Here is a 17,918-nt window from a genome sequence, read left to right as displayed (position 1 = left end):
CCGTTCCGGTCGGCATAGGGTGGGCGACCATGACGTGGCTGATCACCGGCGGTGCCGGATACATCGGGGCTCATGTGGCGCGGGCCATGACCGGCGCCGGGGAGCCCGTCGTCGCGCTGGACGACCTCTCGGCCGGGGTGCCCGCACGGCTCCCGGCGGGCGTGCCGCTGGTCGAGGGCCGCGTGACGGACCGGGACCTGCTGGAGCGGGTCCTCGCCGAGCACGCGGTGACGGGCGTGGTCCACCTCGCGGCGCGCAAGCAGGTCGCGGAGTCCGTGGCGCAGCCGGCCCGCTACTACCGGGAGAACGTGGGCGGACTCGCCACGCTCCTGGAGGCGGTCGCCGCGGCCGGGATCGAACGGTTCGTGTTCTCCTCGTCGGCGGCCGTCTACGGCAACCCGGACGTGGACCTGATCACCGAGGAAACCCCGTGCGCGCCGGTGAACGCCTATGGCGAGACCAAGCTCACCGGGGAGTGGCTGGTGCGGGCGGCGGGGCGGGCGCACGGCATCGCGACGGTCTGCCTGCGCTACTTCAACGTGGCGGGCGCGGCCGCGCCGGAGCTCGCGGACACCGGTGTGTTCAACATAGTGCCGATGGTGTTCGACCGGCTGACCCGCGACGAGGCCCCGCGGATCTTCGGCGACGACTATCCGACGCCGGACGGCACGTGTGTCCGTGACTACATCCATGTCGCCGATCTGGCCGAGGCCCACCTGGCGGCGGCCCGACGGCTGTCCGAGGGGGCCCTGACCGGCGATCTGACGGTGAACATCGGCCGGGGCGAGGGCGTCTCGGTGCGTGAGCTGGTCTCGGTCATCGGTGAGGTCACCGGCGACCGGCGACCGCCCCTCGTGGAGGGGCGGCGCCCCGGCGACGCGCCGCGCGCGGTCGCCTCGGCCGAGCGGGCCGCGCAGGCACTGGGCTGGCGGGCCCGGCGCGGGGTGCGCGCGATGGTGGAGTCGGCCTGGGAGGGCTGGCAGGCGCACCACGGCGACGTGCCCGCGCCGGTGCGCTGAGGGTGCCCTGACCTGGGATTCGTTTCCGCAGGTCAGGGCACATGACAACGGTGTTCAGTGCCGCGTTGCCCGATACCCCCCACCCGTAGTTCACTGTGAGATCGGACGGACACACGGAAGGGCGACGGCATGGGGGCAGGGCACGATCACGGGCACGCGCACACGCATGCGCCGCCCACCGGGACGGCGGCGGCGGCCTATCGCGGCACGCTGCGCGTCGCGCTGTCGATCACGCTCGCCGTCATGGTGGTCGAGGTCGTCGGCGGTCTGGCCGCCGACTCCCTCGCGCTCATCGCGGACGCGGCGCACATGGCCACGGACGCGCTGGGCCTGGGCATGGCGCTGCTCGCGATCCACTTCGCCAACCGTCCGCCGAGCACCAACCGCACCTTCGGCTACGCGCGCGCCGAGATCCTGGCCGCCCTGGCCAACTGTCTGCTGCTGCTCGGAGTCGGCGGCTACGTCCTGTACGAGGCCGTGCAGCGGTTCCTGACCCCGGCCGGCACCGAGGGCGGGCTGATGATCGTGTTCGGTGTGATCGGCCTGGTCGCGAACATGATCTCGCTCACGCTGCTGATGCGGGGCCAGAAGGAGAGCCTGAACGTGCGCGGCGCGTTCCTGGAGGTGGCCGCGGACGCGCTGGGCTCGCTCGCGGTGATCGTCTCGGCGGTGGTGATCGTGACGACCGGCTGGGAGGCCGCCGACCCGATCGCCTCGCTGATCATCGGGGTGATGATCGTGCCGCGTACGGTCAAGCTGCTGCGCGAGACCCTCGACGTGCTGCTCGAGGCGGCCCCGAAGGACGTCGACATGGCGGAGGTGCGGGCGCACATCCTGGCCCTGGACGGTGTGGAGGACGTGCACGACCTGCACGCCTGGACCATCACCTCCGGGCTGCCGGTGCTCTCCGCGCACGTGGTGGTCCGCTCGGACGCGCTCAGCGCCATCGGCCACGAGAAGATGCTGCACGAACTCCAGCACTGCCTGGGCGACCACTTCGACGTGGAGCACTGCACCTTCCAGCTGGAGCCGAGCGGGCACGCGGAGCACGAGGCGCGGCTGTGCCACTGACGGCGCCCCCGGTGACGGCGGGCCACTGACGGCGGGCACCACGCAGGGCCGCTCCGGGGCCGCCGCCGGTGGAACGCAGCCGTCCGGAGTACTCCGGCGTCCTTGTGTTCGGGGCACCCGGAAACGGTTCCCGGCCAGACCCGCAGGGCACGCTCACCTACCGGGTCCCGCTTCCGGTGTCCGGCCGGGGCGACCGCCGGCCGCGCCCCGCGCGGACATGCGGGGCGTGCCGGGAAGTGACGGGAGTGCCGGATTCGTACGGCAGACTTGAGGTGCGAAGACCGAGGCGAAGGATGGGTATGCCGATCACACCTGCCACCGCGACGCACAGTTCGTCGAACGGCACCGCAGAGGCGATTTTGCTGGAACTGGTCGACGAGGACGGCGTGACGATCGGCACCGCGGAGAAGCTCTCCGCCCACCAGCCGCCGGGACAGCTGCACCGCGCGTTCTCCGTCTTCCTCTTCGACGAGCGGGGCCGGCTGCTGCTCCAGCAACGGGCGCTCGGCAAGTACCACTCCCCCGGTGTGTGGTCCAACACCTGCTGCGGCCACCCCTACCCCGGTGAGGCACCCTTCGCGGCCGCGGCCCGGCGCACGTACGAGGAGCTCGGCGTGTCGCCGTCGCTGCTCGCCGAGGCGGGCACGGTCCGCTACAACCACCCCGACCCCGCCTCGGGCCTGGTGGAGCAGGAGTACAACCACCTGTTCGTCGGCCTGGTGCAGACCCCGCCCGCGCCGGACGCGCAGGAGGTCGGCGCGACCGCCTTCGTGACCCCGGCCGAGCTGAAGGAGCGGCACGCGGCCGACACCTTCTCCTCCTGGTTCATGACCGTCCTGGACGCGGCCCGCCCGGCGATCAGGGAGCTGACGGGTCCGTCCGCGGGCTGGTGAGGCGGCTCACGGCAGCCGCGCGGGGCCGGGCGGCGGTCCGAGCGGGGGTTTGAGCGGCATGGCGGCCCAGATCACCTTGCCGCCGACCGCCGTGTGCTCCACGTCCACCACCCCGCCCGCCTCCTGGGCCACCTCACGGACCAGGAGCAGGCCCCGGCCGCCGGTCTGCCCGTGATCGGCCTCCAGGGCGGTGGGGCGGTAGGGGTGGTTGTCCTCCACCGACACCCGCACCCATTCGGCACCGACGGCGATCTCCACGGCGAGCGTCGGCGACAGCAGCGCGGCGTGCTTGACCGCGTTGGTGACCAGCTCGGAGACGATCAGCAGCAGCCCGTGGAACAGCTCGTCCGAGACCGGCACGCCCTGGCGGTGGAGCAGGTCCCGTACGGCGTGCCGCGCCTGCGGGACCGAGGCGTCTACGGCGGGGGCGGTGAACCGCCAGACTCCCTCGTAGGGCAGTGGCTCCGGCGGGCGCCGGTCGCCTCCCTCTGGGCGCGGGGCCGCCCCGCGCCCGTGGTTCTCCATCGTCCGGTCGCCACCCTCGCGCTCGATTGTCACCACACGTCGAGTGTCGATAACGATCCGCTCCGCCCCGCGGAACTGAACACAAGTCAGCTGATTTCGGATGCTTTCCGATCGTTGCGCGGCCATCGGTGCACGGGTTTGACGCGTTCGGCGGCAGCCGCACGACCGGCGGTCCGGCGGAGCCGGATAGCATCCGCCGCATGGAGCCCCAGCTGCTGCACGGTGTGACCGGTTCGGTCGCCACCGTCGTCATCCATCACCCCGCCAAGCGCAATGCCATGACGGCCGCGATGTGGCGGGCGCTGCCGCCGCTGCTGGACGCGCTGGGCGCCGACTCCGCCGTGCGGGCGCTGGTGCTCACCGGCGAGGGCGGCACCTTCTGCGCCGGGGCCGACATCTCGACCCTGCGCGGCTCGGCCGAGGAGGCGCAGGGGCTCGCCGTGCGCGCCGAGGAGGCCCTCGCGGCGTTCCCGAAGCCGACGCTGGCGGCCGTCCGCGGGCACTGCGTGGGCGGCGGGGCCCAGCTCGCGGCGGCCTGCGACCTGCGGTTCGCCGAGGAGGGGGCACTGTTCGGGGTGACGCCCGCGAAGCTGGGCATCGTCTATCCGGCCTCCGCCACCCGTCGGCTGGTGTCGCTGGTGGGCCCGGCCACCGCCAAGTATCTGCTGTTCTCCGGCGAGTTGATCGACACGGCCCGCGCGCTGCGCACGGGCTTCGTCGACGAGGTGCTGCCGGAGGGGGAACTCGGCAAGCGGGTCGCGGAGTTCACCCGGATCCTGGTGTCCCGCTCGCAGCTGACGCAGGCCGCGGCGAAGGAGTTCGCGGACGGGCGCACGGACCGGGACGGGTACTGGACGGGGCAGATGCGCGACAGTGGCGACACCGCGGAGGGTGTCGCCGCGTTCCTGGAGCGCCGGCCGCCGCGCTTCGCCTGGAGTGTGCCTACGTCAGGCTGAACCGGCCGCCGGCGCGGAACTCCTCGACGAGGTGCGCGGGCGCCTTGGCGGGCGATCCCGCGTCGTAGGGCGGCTGCGGGTCGTACTCCGTCAGCAGCTGAACGGCCTGGGCGTGTTCGTCGCCCGCGATCCGGCCGAGCAGGGTCAGGGCCATGTCGATGCCGGAGGAGACCCCGGCGGCCGTGACGTACGTGCCGTCGGTCACCACCCGCTCGCCGGTCGGTTCGGCGCCGTACTGCCGCAGGAAGTCGAGTGCGAGCCAGTGGGAGGTGGCGCGGCGGCCGTCGAGGAGACCCGCGGCGGCGAGCAGCAGGGAGCCCGAGCAGACGGAGGTCGTCCAGGTGCTGGTGGCGTCGGCGGCCCGCAGCCAGGCGAGCAGGGCGTCGTTCTCGATCTCGGCGAAGGTACCGGGGCCGCCCGCCACCACGATGACGTCGGGGTGGGGCACCTCGTGCAGGGCCTTGTCCGCGGTGACGGCGAGGAAGCCCGTGTCGGTGCGCACGGGGCCCGGCCGCTCGGCGACGAAGTCGACCCGCGCGTCCGGCAGGCGGCTGAGGATCTCGTACGGCCCCACGGCGTCCAGGGCGGTGAAACGGTCGTAGACGACCATGGCGATCTGCATGGGTCTCCTTTTCCGGCTTTCCGAGGGATGTTTTCAGCGGGCGGGCACGGGCCGGAAGCGGCGGCGGTACTCGGCCGGGGACACGCCGAGGGTCTTGACGAAGGCACGGCGCATGGCCTCGGGAGTGCCGTAGCCGCTGGCCCGGGAGACCTCCTCGACTCCGTCGCCGGTGTCCTCCAGCAGGCGGCGGGCGTGTTCGAGCCGCACCCGGTCGACGTACCGGCCGGGTGTCGTCCCGGTCTCGGCCTGGAAGGCGCGGGCGAAGTGGCGGGGCGAGAGGGCGGCGCGGGCGGCCAGGGCCTCGACGCCGAGATCCGCGTCCGGGTGCTCGGTGATCCACCGCTGGACCTCGCGGAGCGGTTCGCGCTGTGCGGTCTGCGCGGCGAGCTGGGCGCTGAACTGGGCCTGGTTTCCGGGCCTGCGCAGGAAGACCACCAGATGGCGGGCGATGACAAGTGCGGTCTCCCGGCCCAGGTCCTCCTCGACCAGGGCGAGGGCGAGATCGATGCCCGAGGTGACGCCGGCGGAGGTGGAGACCCGTCCGTCGCGCACATAGATGGGGTCGGGGTCGACCCGCACGGCCGGATGGTCGCGGGCGAGGGTGTCGCAGTACGCCCAGTGGGTCGTGGCGCGCCGCCCGTCCAGCAGGCCCGCCCGGGCGAGCAGGACCGCACCGGTGCACACGGAGACCAGGCGGGCGGCGCGCGGTCCGTTCTCCCGCAGCCAGCCGGTCAGCCGCGGATCGGGCTCGCGGGTGCCCTGTCCCCCGGGCACGAGCAGCGTGTGCGTCCCGGCCGCCTCCGGCAGCGCCTGGTCCGGTACGACGGTCAGACCGCAGGAGGTGCGCACGGGGGCGCCGTCCAGGGAGGCCGTCCGGATGCGGTAGGTGCCCGGCGTGTGCGTCTCGGCCCCGGCGAAGACCTCCACCGGGCCGGTGACGTCCAGGCTCTGGACGCCGTCGAAGAGCAGGACGAGAACGGATCGCTGCGTCATGCCACCGATTCTTCAAAGGCGCGCGGATGGCCGCAATGACGAACTTCCCACCTTTCCTGCCATCCACGGGCCGACCACGGGCCATTCACCGCGGCCGCCCTCCCAGAGGTACCGACCGGTCGGTAACGTGCGGTCCATGACTACTGTCGCCCTCGGCCCGCGCGCGGGCCGCCGCTGCCAGTCCGTGCTCAACTCCCTGCACGCCACCCTCTACTTCTCACCCGACCTGGGGCGTGAGCTGGGTGCCGTGGGGATCACCGACCCCCGGGCGGTGAACTTCGCGGTGCGGGCCGCCGCCCTGGGGGCGGTCGGCGCCGGCACGGTGACCGCGACGTTCTACAACTACAAGTACGAGCTCGTGGCGCGCCATGTGCCCGCCGTCTGGGAGACCGCGGCGCCCGGCCCGGTGCTGGCGGCACGCGCGCGTGCCGCCGACGCGACACTGCGCCGGCTGCTCGGCGAGGAGGCCGTGACCTCGGCGGAGATGGCTCAGGCAGCGCGGCTGGCCCTGCGTGCCGCCGAGGCCTGCTCCCGGGCCGGCCGGCCGCTGTACGCCGCCCACGCCGACCTGCCGGTCCCCGAGGAACCGCACCTGGCCTACTGGCACGCGGCCACCCTGCTGCGCGAGCACCGGGGAGACGGGCACCTGGCGGTGCTGACGGCCGCCGGGCTCGACGGCCTGGAGGCGCTGGTGACCCACACGGCGACCGGCAAGGGCATGAACCCGAAGTGGATCTTCGTCACCCGCGGCTGGAGCCGCCAGGAGTGGGACGCGGCGGCAGGGCGGCTGAGGGAGCGCGGGCTGCTGGACGGCGAGGGCGAGCTGACCGAGCGCGGCGTCGCACTGCGCGAGGACATCGAGCGGGAGACGGACCGGCTCGACACGGCCCCGTACGAGCACCTGGGGGCGGAGGGCGTCGCACGGCTGACGGAGCTCGGGAAGGGCTTCGCCGGGGCGGCGCTGGCGGCTGGTGCCTTCCCCGCGGACCTGATCGGCAAGGGCTGAGCCGCGGGACGGGCACGGGGGCGGGCATGCCGGGCGATCACCGAGGTACCCGGACTCTCCCGGCCGGAGCGGCCGGGAGACGAAAGGGGAAGTTCGTGTTCCGTGCGATCGCAGACGTACTGCGCCAGATCGGTGGGGCCGTCGCCACCGTCGTGACGCTGCCGTTCCGTGCCCTGGCCCGGCTGTTCGGCGGCGCGTCGAGCTCGGCGCGGGGTCACGGGGCCTGACGGCGGCGCGCCCGCCCCGCCGGGTGCCGCCCTGATCCCCGGTTGTCGGTGTCACCTGCCACAATTGCCGCGCAACCTCAGTGGAGAAGGCGGTACGGGATCGTGACGACACCCGGGTCCAGCGGGTCCATCAACGTAGGGTCCATCGAAGGCAGGATCGCCGAGGAGCTCGGCGTACGGGAGCGGCAGGTGAAGGCCGCGGTCGAACTGCTCGACGGCGGTTCGACGGTGCCCTTCATCGCCCGCTACCGCAAGGAAGCGACCGAGATGCTCGACGACGCGCAGCTGCGCACGCTCGAGGAACGGCTGCGCTACCTGCGGGAGCTCGAGGAGCGGCGGGCGGCGATCCTGGAGTCGGTGCGCGAGCAGGGCAAGCTCACGGACGAACTCGAGGCGCGGATCCTTGGCGCCCAGACCAAGGCGCGCCTGGAGGACATCTACCTGCCGTACAAGCCCAAGCGGCGCACCAAGGCGCAGATCGCACGCGAGGCGGGCCTGGAACCGCTGGCCGAAGGGCTGCTGGGCGACCCGGGCGTCGAACCCCTCGCCGCGGCCGCCGCGTTCGTCGACGCCGGCAAGGGCGTCGCCGACCCGCAGGCCGCCCTCGACGGCGCGCGGGCGATCCTCACCGAGCGGTTCTCGGAGGACGCCGACCTGATCGGCGAGCTGCGCGAGCGGATGTGGGTGCGCGGGCGGCTGGCCGCCAAGGTGCGGGACGGCAAGGAGGAGACGGGCGCCAAGTTCGCCGACTACTTCGACTTCGCCGAGCCCTTCACCGAGCTGCCCTCGCACCGCATCCTCGCCATGCTGCGCGGCGAGAAGGAGGAGGTCCTCGACCTCGTCCTGGAGCCGGAGGAGCCGGCCGAATCCTCATCGGCCCCGTCCTCGTACGAGGGGATCGTCGCCCACAAGTTCGCGATCGCCGACCGCGGACGTCCCGGCGACAAGTGGCTGACCGACACGGTCCGCTGGGCCTGGCGCACCCGCATCCTCGTACACCTCGGCATCGACCTGCGCCTCAGGCTGCGCACGGCCGCCGAGGACGAGGCGGTGAACGTGTTCGCGGCGAACCTGCGCGACCTGCTGCTCGCCGCCCCTGCGGGCACGCGCGCGACGCTGGGCCTGGACCCGGGCTTCCGAACGGGCGTGAAGGTGGCCGTGGTCGACGCGACCGGCAAGGTCGTGGCCACCGACGTGATCTACCCGCACGTCCCGGCCAACAAGTGGGACGAGGCCCTCGCGAAGCTGGCCCGGCTGGCGAAGGAGCACGCGGTCGAGCTGGTCGCGATCGGCAACGGCACCGCGTCCCGGGAGACCGACAAGCTCGCCGGGGACCTCATCGAGAAGCACCCGGAGCTGAAGCTCACCAAGGTGATGGTGTCCGAGGCGGGCGCCTCCGTGTACTCGGCCTCCGCCTTCGCCTCGCAGGAGCTGCCCGACATGGACGTGTCGCTGCGCGGCGCGGTCTCCATCGCGCGCCGGCTCCAGGATCCGCTGGCCGAGCTGGTGAAGATCGACCCGAAGTCGATCGGCGTCGGCCAGTACCAGCACGACCTGTCCGAGGTGAAGCTGTCGCGTTCGCTGGACGCGGTGGTGGAGGACTGTGTGAACGGCGTGGGTGTGGACGTGAACACGGCGTCGGCCCCGCTGCTGGCCCGGGTATCCGGCATCACCTCCGGGCTCGCGGAGAACATCGTGGCGCACCGGGACGCGAACGGCCCGTTCACGGCGCGGACCGAGCTGAAGAAGGTGGCCCGGCTGGGCCCGAAGGCGTACGAGCAGTGCGCGGGCTTCCTCCGTATCCGCGGCGGCGACCCGCTGGACGCCTCCAGCGTGCACCCGGAGGCGTACCCGGTCGTGCGGCGGATGGTGAAGACGTCCGGCCAGGAGGTGGCCGCGCTCATCGGCAACACCTCGGTGCTGCGGTCGCTGAAGCCGACGGAGTTCGTGGACGAGACGTTCGGTCTGCCGACGGTCACCGACATCCTCAAGGAACTGGAGAAGCCGGGGCGCGACCCGCGTCCCGCCTTCAAGACGGCCACCTTCAAGGAGGGTGTGGAGAAGATCTCCGACCTGTCCTCCGGGATGGTCCTGGAGGGCGTCGTGACGAACGTGGCGGCCTTCGGGGCGTTCGTGGACGTCGGCGTCCACCAGGACGGTCTGGTGCACGTCTCCGCGATGTCGCGGACGTTCGTGAAGGACCCGCGCGATGTCGTGAAGCCCGGTGACATCGTCAAGGTGAAGGTCCTCGACGTGGACATCCCGCGCAAGCGGATCTCGCTGACCCTGCGCCTGGACGACGAGGCCGCGCCGCAGGAGCGGCAGCAGGGCGGCGGCGAGCGGCGGCAGCGCGGCGGACGCCCACCGCAGCAGCGCCAGGGCCGCGGCGGCGGGGGCGGAGGAGGCGGCGGCTCCCGTCAGGCTGCCCCGCCGCCCGCCAACAGCGCGATGGCCGACGCGCTGCGGCGCGCGGGGCTGGTCGATCCGAAGAACGGGCGGCGCTGAGCACCCGGGGCCGGGCCTTTGGCGAGGGAGCGCCCGGCCCCGCGTAAAACCGGTGGTCCGGCCGGTCATCGGGCGGCGAGACTGGCCCCATGCCCGCAACCGACCCCAAGGCCGACCTCCAGGTGTATCTGCAGGACGCCCGCGATGTGCTGCTGTGGAAGCTGGACGGCCTGTCCGAGTACGACCTCCGGCGGCCTCTCACCCCCACCGGCACCAACCTGCTCGGACTGGTCAAGCACCTCGCCGGTGCCGAGGCGCTGTACTTCGGCGCGACCTTCGGGCGGCCCTTCGGCGACGGGCCCGCGCTGTGGATCACCGGTGACGCCGAGCCGGACGCGGACCTGTGGGCGCGGCCCGAGGAGACCCGGGAGGAGATCACCGGCCTGTACCGGCGGGCCTGGGCCCACTCGGACGAGACGATCGCCGCGCTGCCGCTGGACGCGGTCGGCCAGGTGCCCGGGGGGCCGGGGAACGACACCACGCTCCACCGCGTCCTCACCCACATGGTCGCCGAGACCCAGCGGCACGCCGGGCACGCCGACATCGTCCGGGAGCTGATCGACGGGACGGCCGGCCAGCGTGAGAAGGGCCTCAACATGTCTCCCGGGGACGCCGGGACACGGCAGAGGCACCGGAGCCGGGTGGAGGAGGCGGCCAGGGCGGCGCGACTTCGGTACGCCTAGCGCTTGCTCGTCCTAGGGCCTGTCGTCACATTCCCGTCTGCCCCACGACGCCTGGCACGCTCCCCCACTGCCTCAAGGGCGTGGGAGGTGCCCCCACTCGCCGCACCGGGCGAAAGCCCACGTACGTCCGGTCCGTCGACGGGGCCTTCCGCCCGGCACTCCCCCAGCCTTCGGCCGGGGGGACCCCCAGAGCACGCTCCCCCACGACGCCGCGGGGCCGCCCTTCGGGCGACGACGGGGAATGTGACGACAGGCCCTAGCGCTCGGTCACCTTGCCGGCCGCGACCTCGAGGCGGCGGGTCACCCGTACCGCGTCCAGCATCCGCCGGTCGTGGGTGACCAGGAGGAGCGTGCCCTCGTAGGAGTCGAGGGCCGACTCCAGTTGTTCGATGGCGGGCAGGTCGAGGTGGTTCGTCGGCTCGTCCAGGACGAGGAGGTTGACGCCGCGGCCCTGGAGCAGGGCCAGGGCGGCGCGGGTGCGTTCGCCCGGGGAGAGGCTCGCGGCCGGGCGCAGCACGTGGTCCGACTTCAGGCCGAACTTGGCCAGCAGGGTGCGCACCTCGACCGGCTCGGTGTCGGGGACGGCCGCGCAGAAGGCGTCCAGCAGGGCCTGCGGACCGTGGAACAGCCCGCGGGCCTGGTCGACCTCGCCGACCAGGACGCCCGAACCGAGCGCCGCGTGCCCGGCGTCCAGCGGGATCCGGCCGAGCAGCGCACCGAGCAGGGTGGACTTGCCCGCGCCGTTGGCACCGGTGACCGCGACCCGGTCCGCCCAGTCGATCTGCAGGGAGACCGGCCCGAAGGTGAAGTCGCCGCGCCGTACCTCCGCGTCCCGCAGCGAGGCCACGACCGAGCCGGACCGCGGGGCCGCCGCGATCTCCATGCGCAGTTCCCACTCCTTGCGGGGCTCCTCGACGGCCTCGAGGCGCTCGATCATGCGCTGGGTCTGGCGGGCCTTCGCGGCCTGCTTCTCGCTGGCCTCGCTGCGGAACTTGCGGCCGATCTTGTCGTTGTCGTTGCCCGCCTTGCGGCGCGCGTTCTTCACGCCCTTGTCCATCCAGGAGCGCTGCGTCTGCGCCCGGTCCTGGAGGGCCGCCTTCTTGTCGGCGTACTCCTCGTAGTCGTCCCGGGCGTGCCGGCGGGACGTCTCGCGTTCCTCCAGGTAGGCGTCGTAGCCGCCGCCGTAGAGGTTGATCTGCCGCTGGGCGAGGTCGAGTTCGAGGACCTTGGTGACCGTGCGGGTGAGGAACTCGCGGTCGTGGCTGACGACGACGGTGCCCGCGCGCAGTCCGGTGACGAAGCGTTCGAGGCGCTCCAGGCCGTCCAGGTCGAGGTCGTTGGTGGGCTCGTCGAGCAGGAACACGTCGTAGCGGGAGAGCAGCAGGGAGGCGAGACCCGCGCGGGCCGCCTGGCCGCCGGAGAGGGAGGTCATCGGCTGGTCCAGGTCCACGGCCAGGCCGAGGGAGTCGGCGACCTCCTCGGCCCTTTCGTCCAGGTCGGCGCCGCCGAGGTCAAGCCAGCGCTCCAGGCTGACCGCGTAGGCGTCGTCGGCGCCGGGCGCGCCCTCGACCAGTGCCTCGGTGGCCTGGTCCATCGTCCGCTGGGCCTCGGCGACGCCGGTGCGGCGGGCCAGGAACTCCCGTACGGTCTCGCCGGGCCGGCGCTCCGGCTCCTGCGGGAGGTGTCCCACGGTCGCGGTGGGCGGGGAGAGCCTGAGCTCGCCCTCTTCCGGCACGGCCAGTCCGGCGAGCATGCGCAGCAGCGTGGACTTGCCCGCGCCGTTGGCTCCGACGAGCCCGATCACGTCTCCGGGGGCGACGACGAGGTCGAGGCCGGAGAAGAGCGAGCGGTCGCCGTGGCCGGCGGCGAGGTTCTTGGCGACGAGGGTGGCAGTCATCAGGACGCCGATCCTAACGGCCCGGCCGCCCGCCGCTCAGCCGGGTTTCCCGGCGGGTCACCGCCGCCACCAGCACGCTCGCGGACGTCCGGGCCACCACGAAGGCCTGCCCCTTCACCGTCTCCGCGTCCAGCGCGATGCGGTGCCGCCCGGTCTGAAGCACCCCGTCGAAGACCTCGTGGGCGCGGGTCCGGGAGAGCCGGTCGAGGCGGTACGCGGTCAGGCGCACCCGGCAGGGCGAGGCGACCTCGACCTCCGCTGCGCCGCAGTCGGCCGCCAGACCGGTCAGACGGCGCTGTGCGACAGGGCTCCGGTCCAGGGCCTGTTCGACCTGCGCGACGAGCAGCGGGACGATCGGGGCGAGGCCCTCGACGAAGACCGCGGCGTTCCCGGCCCGCTCGAACACCCGGCGGGCGGCGGCCCGTTCGTCCTCGCCGAGGGCGGGGCCGAAGGCGACGGCGCCGTACGGGCGCAGCTCCTCGGCGGGCACGTCGTCGATGCCGGGGGTGATGTCGGCGCCGATGCCGGTGGAGCGCAGGGCGGCGGCGAGCCTGGCGAGCAGGGCGGCGCGGGCGCCGATCAGCAGGACGCGGCGGCGGGGCGGGGGGCCGTCGCCGTCGAGCAGCGCGCCCAGGGCCGCCCGGTACTCGGGCCCGTGGAAGCGGAACGGCCCGACGCCGTGGTAGCCGTCGAAGTCGGGGTCCGCGTCGTCGTCCGACTGCCGGGCGAAGTCCCGCCAGACGTAGTCGTCGCCGTCCCGTTCGATGACGGCGGTGACCGCGCCGCACGCCAGGTCCGCGCACTCGGGGCAGCCGTAGAGGACGAACCGGCCGCCCGGGAGCGGCGCCCCGGTCTCCAGCAGCAGGCCGCGGACCCGCGCGGTGAAGAGCGCGGGCGGCACGTCCAAGGCGAGCGGGGAGACCGCGTCGAGGGACGGGAGCCGCAGCAGCAGCGGACGGCCGTCGACCACGAAGTCCAGGAAGTCCCGGTGGAGCTGGTGGCCGCCGTCGGCGAGGAGACCGCCGGCGCGCGTCGCCGGTGCCAGGCCGAAGGTCGCGTGTGCGGCAGACATGCCGAGAGTATTCCCGGAGCGGGACGGAACCGAGCGCCGCACGACATGTTCCGCCGCCGTCACACCCTGGGGGGGGGCGGCCGGGCCCGCTCGCCCGGCCGCCCGCGCCCGTCAGCCGGCGGGGAGGTGCCGGATGGCGCGCGGCGCCTCCACGCCGTCCAGTGTGGTGGCCTTCGGCGCGGCGGACGTGCCGCCCGAGGTGGCACGGGTGAACGCGGCGGCGCCGCCGACGAACGGCACCCGGGCCGACGTACGGGCCAGGTCCAGGGTGAGCGTCGGGGTGGTGGACGGCGGATCGATGAGGTCCTTGTCCGTACCCGCGACGATCAGCGCCAGCCGGTGGCCCTTGGGGACGACGTGGTCGGTGGCCGCGAGGTCGAGCGTGATGGTGTACGCCTTGCCCGGGGTCAGCGGGACGCCCTTGCGGTCGGAGGCGTAGTTGCCGAGGTCGGCCCAGCCGCGGCTGAGGACCGTGTAGCCGACGGCGGCCGTCTTCGCCCGGGTCTTCTTGAAGCAGGCGCTGTCCCCGGCGGTACTCGCGCCCCAGCAGGTGCGGTCGGTGAGCGTGGTGATGCCCTCGGCGTCGTCCGCGTAGTCCCGGATCGTGTCGGGGCCGAGGTCGACGAGGACGGCGGACAGGTGGGCCGTCGAGGTGGTCGGGGTGGCGGTGACGGTGACCTTGGAGGAGCCGGACAGGCGGAGGTCACGGGTGAGCGGCCGGGTGAGGAAGCCGGCCTTCTCGGAGGTCGGCCGGGTGAGCTTCGCGGCCCAGTCGGTCTCGCCGAGGCGCGGGTTGTCGGTGAAGGTCTCGGTGCCGGAGCCCTTGCGCAGGCCGAGGGTGCCGACGCCCGCCCGCGGGCCGGTGGCCGGGCGCAGCGTGGTGGCCCGCGTGGTGCGCGGCGGCCAGGCCTTCGAGGTGACCCACTGGTCGGGGTGGCGCTCGATGTCGGCCATGGGCTCGTGGTCGATGCCGTTGGCGTAGCCGAGGAGTTCGTGGTCGAACCAGCGGTGCAGGGTCTCGACCCAGTCGGTGCGCCGGTAGTCGAAGGGGTCGACGTGCCCGGTCTGGGAGAGCCAGATCTTGCGCTCGACGCCGTGCTTGGCGAGGGCGTCCCACCACTGGCCGAAGTGCTTGGTGCGGACGTTGAGGTCCTGCATGCCGTGCACGAGGAAGACGCTCGCCCGTACCTTGGCCGCGTCCTTGACGTAGTCCCGCTCGGTCCACAGAGGGGTCCAGTCGCCGGTGCGCGGGGCTCCGTCGACGAGTGTGCGCTGGACGGCGGCGCACTTCGCGTGGGCGGCGTCGCTCTCCACCGCGTCGGACAGCGCGTCGGGGCCGGAGTCGTACAGCGGGGCGCCCTTGGCGAAGTAGTAGTCGTACCAGGAGGAGATGGCGCTGATCGGCACGATGGTCTTCAGTCCCCTGACGCCGGTGGCGGCGACGCCGTTGGCGATGGTGCCGTCCCAGCTCTTGCCGATCATGCCGGTGCGGCCGTTGGTCCAGGTCGCCTTGACGGTGGTGGTGCCGGTACGGCTGGTGTAGGCGCGGGCGCGGCCGTTCAGCCAGTCGACGACGGCCTTCGCGGACTGGATGTCGCTGCGGCCGCCGATGTCGATACAGCCGTCGGAGCGGTTGGTGCCGGCGAGGTCGACACCGACGAAGGCGTAGCCGCGGGGCACGAAGTAGTTGTCGTAGAACAGCGGCATCTGCACGACGTGGCCGCTCGCGTCGTAGGTCTTCTTCTGGCTCTCGTTGCCGCGCCCACAGCAGGAGTAGTACGGGCTGGCGTCCATGATGACGGGGATCTTGCGGCCCTGCCGGGCGGGTTCGCTCGGCCGGACGATGTCGGCGGCGACGCGGTCGCTCTTCCCGTCGCCGTCGCCGTCGAGGCCGGTGTCCACCCAGACGGACTCGCGGACGGCGTCGGCGTAGGAGTAGACCGGCCGGCTCTCCCTCGGGGCCGGGGTGGCGTGGGCCGCGGCCGGGGTGAGGAAGGCGGCCATGAGGACGGCGACGGCCGCGGTCGCGGACGTTCTCCAGATCGTGAAGCGCGTGCGTTTCGGCATGCGCGGACGGTACCCCGGTCAACTCCCGTGCAGAAGGGGGCATATGAGTGGCCGTCGGGTTCGTGACGGCCGAATGGCGATCGTGTGACAGGGGGTGCTGTGGACACGCCAGGAGCCACAGGGTCTGAATAGGCTCCGAACAGACTTGTCGTCCCTACGACTTGGAGCTGACGTGCACCGCAGAATCCTCGCCCCGGGCGTACTCGCGGCGGCCTCCCTCCTGCTGGCGATCCCGGCATCGGCCGCGAGCTACGCACCCGGCGCACCGGGCATCGGCGACCCCTACTACCCGTACTACGGCAACGGCGGCTACGACGTCTCGCACTACGACCTGAGGCTCCAGTACCAGCCGGCGACGGACGAGCTCCAGGGCACCGCGACGATCCTGGCGCGGACCACCGAGGACCTGTCCCGCTTTGACCTGGACTTCCTGCTGGACGTGAGCGAGGTCCGGGTCAACGGGGCCGCGGCGGCCTTCGCCACCTCCGGTCAGCACGAGCTGGAGATCACCCCGAGGACGCCGCTGGCGAAGGGCACGCCGATCACCGTCGTGGTCCGCTACAGCGGGGTGCCGTCGACGAAGAGCGCCTACGGGTTCTCGACCTGGCACCGCACCCCGGACGGGGCCGTCGCCGCGGACGAGCCCGAGGCGGCCTGGTGGTGGTTCCCCAGCAACGACCACCCGCTGGACAAGGCCACCTACGACGTGTCGGTGGCCGTGCCGGACGGCACCCAGGCCCTCTCCAACGGCACGCTGCAGTCGACGAGTTCGAAGCTCGGCTGGACCCGCTACACCTGGCGGCAGAACAAGCCGCAGGCGACGTATCTGGCCACCCTCGCGGTCGGGAAGTTCGACATCACGACCAGTACCTCCGAGGGCGGTGTCCCCGTCGTCAACGCCTACAGCAAGGACCTCGGCGACAACGACGGGGCGGCCCGGGCGAGCGTGGAGCGGACCGGGGAGCTGGTGGACTGGCTCAGCGGCTACTTCGGCCCGTACCCCTTCTCCTCGGCGGGCGGCTACGTACCCAACACCACCACCGGGTACGCGCTGGAGACGCAGACCCGGGTGTACTACAGCCCCAAGCAGTTCGCCAACGGCTCCAACACCTCCGTGGTGGTGCACGAGCTGGCCCACCAGTGGTACGGCGACGATGTGTCGCTGAAGGGCTGGAAGGACATCTGGATCAACGAGGGCTTCGCGCGGTACGCGCAGTGGCTGTGGTCCGAGCACGAGGGCGAGGGCACCACGCAGGAGCTGGCGGACTATGTGTACGCCTCGCACCCGGCCGACGACGCGTTCTGGACGGTCGCGCCCGGTGACCCCGGCCCGGACAACCAGTTCGACACCGCGGTGTACGACCGGGGCGCGCTCGCCGTCCAGGCGTTGCGGGGCGAGGTCGGCGACGACGCCTTCTTCGCCATCCTCAAGGGCTGGCCGAAGGAGCACGCGTACGGCAACGCCTCGGTGGCCGACTTCCAGAAGTACGCCGAGCGGGTCTCCGGCAAGCCCCTCGCCGCGCTCTTCGACACCTGGCTGTTCCAGCCGTCGAAGCCGTCCGCGCCCGCGGCCCGCACCGCGTCCCTCACCGAGCCGGCGGTGGCGCCGGTCCGGCCGAGGTCGTGGAAGAAGATCGAGGCGACGAACGACGTGCACGCGCACTGACGCGGCCCTGGCCGGGAGCCGGGAGCTCGCCCCGGCTCCCGGCCGGGGCTGGGCTCGGCCCCGGCGCTCACCGCCGGGCCGCTGCTGCGGGCCCGCGTCCGACGTCGGCGCCGCCGGGGCCGCCGGCACCGCGGCCTGGCGCTTGCTCGCGTGCACGCGGCCCCGGCGGTGGCGGGCAGGGGCCCAGCCCGCGCGCCTCGGCCGGGGCGACGGTACCGCTGCTCACCCCGGCCCCTCCCCGTGGTCGTACACCGTCACCGCGATCCCCCGCCCGACCAGCCGCTCGGTGATCAGCGGCTCGATCCGGGACCACTTCCCGCCCGCGAGCCCGCAGCCTATGCGGGGCATGTGCACGGACGCGCCGAGTCCGGCCGCCTCGTCGGCGAGCCGGCCCAGCGCCGCGTCTATCGCCTCGTAGCGCACCGGGGCGCCCTTGCTGCCGGTGCGTATGCCCCGTTGGCCGACCATGTTGGCCACCCACACGTACCGCTCGACGCGGACGAGCTGGACCGCGCCGAGGCCGAAGTCGTTCACCGCGCGGTCGCGGTGCCAGGCGCGGTACGCGGCCTCCGGCTCCGGCCAGCGGTGCGAGAGGGCCAGCACGAAGCCCTTCCCCCAGCCGCCGATGTCGTTGCAGACATGGGCGATCACCTTGACGCCCTTGACCGACGGCACGGTGGCGTCACCCCGGACATACGAGATCCCCGACATGACGC

The 17,918-nt window shown here is 73.0% G+C and carries 16 protein-coding genes; 9 read left to right on the top strand and 7 right to left on the bottom strand.

The window, feature by feature from the left end:
* Positions 1-29: 29 nt before the first annotated feature.
* The 3 genes from galE to idi all read left to right on the top strand — a co-directional run bounded on the left by galE (position 30) and on the right by idi (position 2,983).
* Positions 30-1,019 (top strand): UDP-glucose 4-epimerase GalE, encoded by a 990-nt coding sequence (gene galE / locus ACH45E_RS27300; protein ID WP_361446641.1) that lies wholly within the window; start codon positions 30-32, stop codon positions 1,017-1,019.
* Positions 1,020-1,148: 129 nt separating this feature from the next.
* Entirely contained in the window at positions 1,149-2,090 is a 942-nt protein-coding gene (locus tag ACH45E_RS27295; protein ID WP_361446639.1) for a cation diffusion facilitator family transporter, read from the top strand.
* Positions 2,091-2,389: 299 nt separating this feature from the next.
* Positions 2,390-2,983, top strand: a complete 594-nt coding sequence (idi, locus tag ACH45E_RS27290; protein ID WP_361446637.1) for an isopentenyl-diphosphate Delta-isomerase — start codon at positions 2,390-2,392, stop codon at positions 2,981-2,983.
* Positions 2,984-2,989: 6 nt separating this feature from the next.
* Here the strand turns inward: idi and ACH45E_RS27285 are convergent, their stop codons facing one another.
* Positions 2,990-3,508 carry an ATP-binding protein gene (locus ACH45E_RS27285; protein ID WP_361446934.1) on the bottom strand — a complete coding sequence of 173 codons (519 nt, stop codon included), beginning with the start codon at positions 3,506-3,508 and terminating at the stop codon, positions 2,990-2,992.
* Between the two features lie 200 nt (positions 3,509-3,708).
* On the opposite strand from ACH45E_RS27285, the gene ACH45E_RS27280 reads away from it, so the two are divergent.
* Positions 3,709-4,464 (top strand): enoyl-CoA hydratase/isomerase family protein, encoded by a 756-nt coding sequence (locus tag ACH45E_RS27280; protein WP_361446635.1) that lies wholly within the window; start codon positions 3,709-3,711, stop codon positions 4,462-4,464.
* On the opposite strand, the gene ACH45E_RS27275 is transcribed toward ACH45E_RS27280, so the two are convergent.
* Both ACH45E_RS27275 and ACH45E_RS27270 read right to left on the bottom strand, forming a co-directional pair.
* A complete protein-coding gene (locus ACH45E_RS27275) occupies positions 4,451-5,086 on the bottom strand; it encodes a DJ-1/PfpI family protein (protein ID WP_361446633.1) in 636 nt (211 codons plus the stop codon). The two genes, ACH45E_RS27280 and ACH45E_RS27275, sit on opposite strands and share 14 nt — an antisense overlap.
* Before the next feature lie 33 nt (positions 5,087-5,119).
* Positions 5,120-6,079 (bottom strand): GlxA family transcriptional regulator, encoded by a 960-nt coding sequence (locus ACH45E_RS27270; protein WP_361446631.1) that lies wholly within the window; start codon positions 6,077-6,079, stop codon positions 5,120-5,122.
* A gap of 136 nt (positions 6,080-6,215) precedes the next feature.
* On the opposite strand from ACH45E_RS27270, the gene ACH45E_RS27265 reads away from it, so the two are divergent.
* The 4 genes from ACH45E_RS27265 to ACH45E_RS27250 all read left to right on the top strand — a co-directional run bounded on the left by ACH45E_RS27265 (position 6,216) and on the right by ACH45E_RS27250 (position 10,500).
* Entirely contained in the window at positions 6,216-7,085 is an 870-nt protein-coding gene (locus ACH45E_RS27265) for a hypothetical protein (protein WP_361446629.1), read from the top strand.
* Positions 7,086-7,180: 95 nt separating this feature from the next.
* Positions 7,181-7,312 carry an LPFR motif small protein gene (locus ACH45E_RS27260; RefSeq protein WP_361446627.1) on the top strand — a complete coding sequence of 44 codons (132 nt, stop codon included), beginning with the start codon at positions 7,181-7,183 and terminating at the stop codon, positions 7,310-7,312.
* 102 nt (positions 7,313-7,414) lie between these two features.
* Complete coding sequence (locus ACH45E_RS27255) at positions 7,415-9,817, top strand: Tex family protein (RefSeq protein WP_361446625.1); 2,403 nt, start codon at positions 7,415-7,417, stop codon at positions 9,815-9,817.
* Positions 9,818-9,906: 89 nt separating this feature from the next.
* Positions 9,907-10,500, top strand: coding sequence for a DinB family protein (locus tag ACH45E_RS27250; protein WP_361446623.1), 594 nt, complete (start codon positions 9,907-9,909; stop codon positions 10,498-10,500).
* 256 nt (positions 10,501-10,756) lie between these two features.
* Here ACH45E_RS27250 and ACH45E_RS27245 read toward each other — a convergent pair whose 3' ends face one another.
* From ACH45E_RS27245 to ACH45E_RS27235, 3 genes are all read right to left on the bottom strand, one after another.
* On the bottom strand, positions 10,757-12,397 hold the full coding sequence (locus ACH45E_RS27245; protein ID WP_361446621.1) for an ABC-F family ATP-binding cassette domain-containing protein: 1,641 nt from the start codon (positions 12,395-12,397) through the stop codon (positions 10,757-10,759).
* Positions 12,398-12,410: 13 nt separating this feature from the next.
* On the bottom strand, positions 12,411-13,469 hold the full coding sequence (locus ACH45E_RS27240) for an oxidoreductase (RefSeq protein ID WP_361446620.1): 1,059 nt from the start codon (positions 13,467-13,469) through the stop codon (positions 12,411-12,413).
* A 111-nt stretch (positions 13,470-13,580) separates the two neighbouring features.
* Positions 13,581-15,536, bottom strand: a complete 1,956-nt coding sequence (locus ACH45E_RS27235; protein WP_361446618.1) for a Xaa-Pro dipeptidyl-peptidase — start codon at positions 15,534-15,536, stop codon at positions 13,581-13,583.
* 172 nt (positions 15,537-15,708) lie between these two features.
* Here ACH45E_RS27235 and ACH45E_RS27230 point away from each other — a divergent pair, with 172 nt between their 5' ends.
* Positions 15,709-17,202 (top strand): M1 family metallopeptidase, encoded by a 1,494-nt coding sequence (locus ACH45E_RS27230; protein WP_361446616.1) that lies wholly within the window; start codon positions 15,709-15,711, stop codon positions 17,200-17,202.
* Positions 17,203-17,424: 222 nt separating this feature from the next.
* Here the strand turns inward: ACH45E_RS27230 and ACH45E_RS27225 are convergent, their stop codons facing one another.
* Positions 17,425-17,913, bottom strand: coding sequence for a macro domain-containing protein (locus tag ACH45E_RS27225; protein ID WP_361446614.1), 489 nt, complete (start codon positions 17,911-17,913; stop codon positions 17,425-17,427).
* Positions 17,914-17,918: the final 5 nt, after the last annotated feature.

It is taken from the genome of Streptomyces sp. NPDC020299, from assembly GCF_044387825.1.
Lineage (GTDB): Bacteria > Actinomycetota > Actinomycetes > Streptomycetales > Streptomycetaceae > Streptomyces.
The sequence above is the reverse complement of the archived record's forward strand: the minus strand, read 5'-3'. Positions and strand labels throughout refer to the sequence as shown.

What these genes read in the sequence shown, in the direction of transcription:
- ACH45E_RS27280 (WP_361446635.1), top strand. Translation starts at nt 3,709, where the DNA reads ATGGAGCCCCAGCTGCTGCACGGTGTGACCGGTTCGGTCGCCACCGTC.
- galE (WP_361446641.1), top strand. Translation starts at nt 30, where the DNA reads ATGACGTGGCTGATCACCGGCGGTGCCGGATACATCGGGGCTCATGTG.
- ACH45E_RS27265 (WP_361446629.1), top strand. Translation starts at nt 6,216, where the DNA reads ATGACTACTGTCGCCCTCGGCCCGCGCGCGGGCCGCCGCTGCCAGTCC.
- ACH45E_RS27240 (WP_361446620.1), bottom strand. Translation starts at nt 13,469, where the DNA reads ATGTCTGCCGCACACGCGACCTTCGGCCTGGCACCGGCGACGCGCGCC.
- ACH45E_RS27270 (WP_361446631.1), bottom strand. Translation starts at nt 6,079, where the DNA reads ATGACGCAGCGATCCGTTCTCGTCCTGCTCTTCGACGGCGTCCAGAGC.
- idi (WP_361446637.1), top strand. Translation starts at nt 2,390, where the DNA reads ATGCCGATCACACCTGCCACCGCGACGCACAGTTCGTCGAACGGCACC.
- ACH45E_RS27250 (WP_361446623.1), top strand. Translation starts at nt 9,907, where the DNA reads ATGCCCGCAACCGACCCCAAGGCCGACCTCCAGGTGTATCTGCAGGAC.
- ACH45E_RS27225 (WP_361446614.1), bottom strand. Translation starts at nt 17,913, where the DNA reads ATGTCGGGGATCTCGTATGTCCGGGGTGACGCCACCGTGCCGTCGGTC.
- ACH45E_RS27275 (WP_361446633.1), bottom strand. Translation starts at nt 5,086, where the DNA reads ATGCAGATCGCCATGGTCGTCTACGACCGTTTCACCGCCCTGGACGCC.
- ACH45E_RS27235 (WP_361446618.1), bottom strand. Translation starts at nt 15,536, where the DNA reads ATGCCGAAACGCACGCGCTTCACGATCTGGAGAACGTCCGCGACCGCG.
- ACH45E_RS27285 (WP_361446934.1), bottom strand. Translation starts at nt 3,508, where the DNA reads ATGGAGAACCACGGGCGCGGGGCGGCCCCGCGCCCAGAGGGAGGCGAC.
- ACH45E_RS27295 (WP_361446639.1), top strand. Translation starts at nt 1,149, where the DNA reads ATGGGGGCAGGGCACGATCACGGGCACGCGCACACGCATGCGCCGCCC.
- ACH45E_RS27245 (WP_361446621.1), bottom strand. Translation starts at nt 12,397, where the DNA reads ATGACTGCCACCCTCGTCGCCAAGAACCTCGCCGCCGGCCACGGCGAC.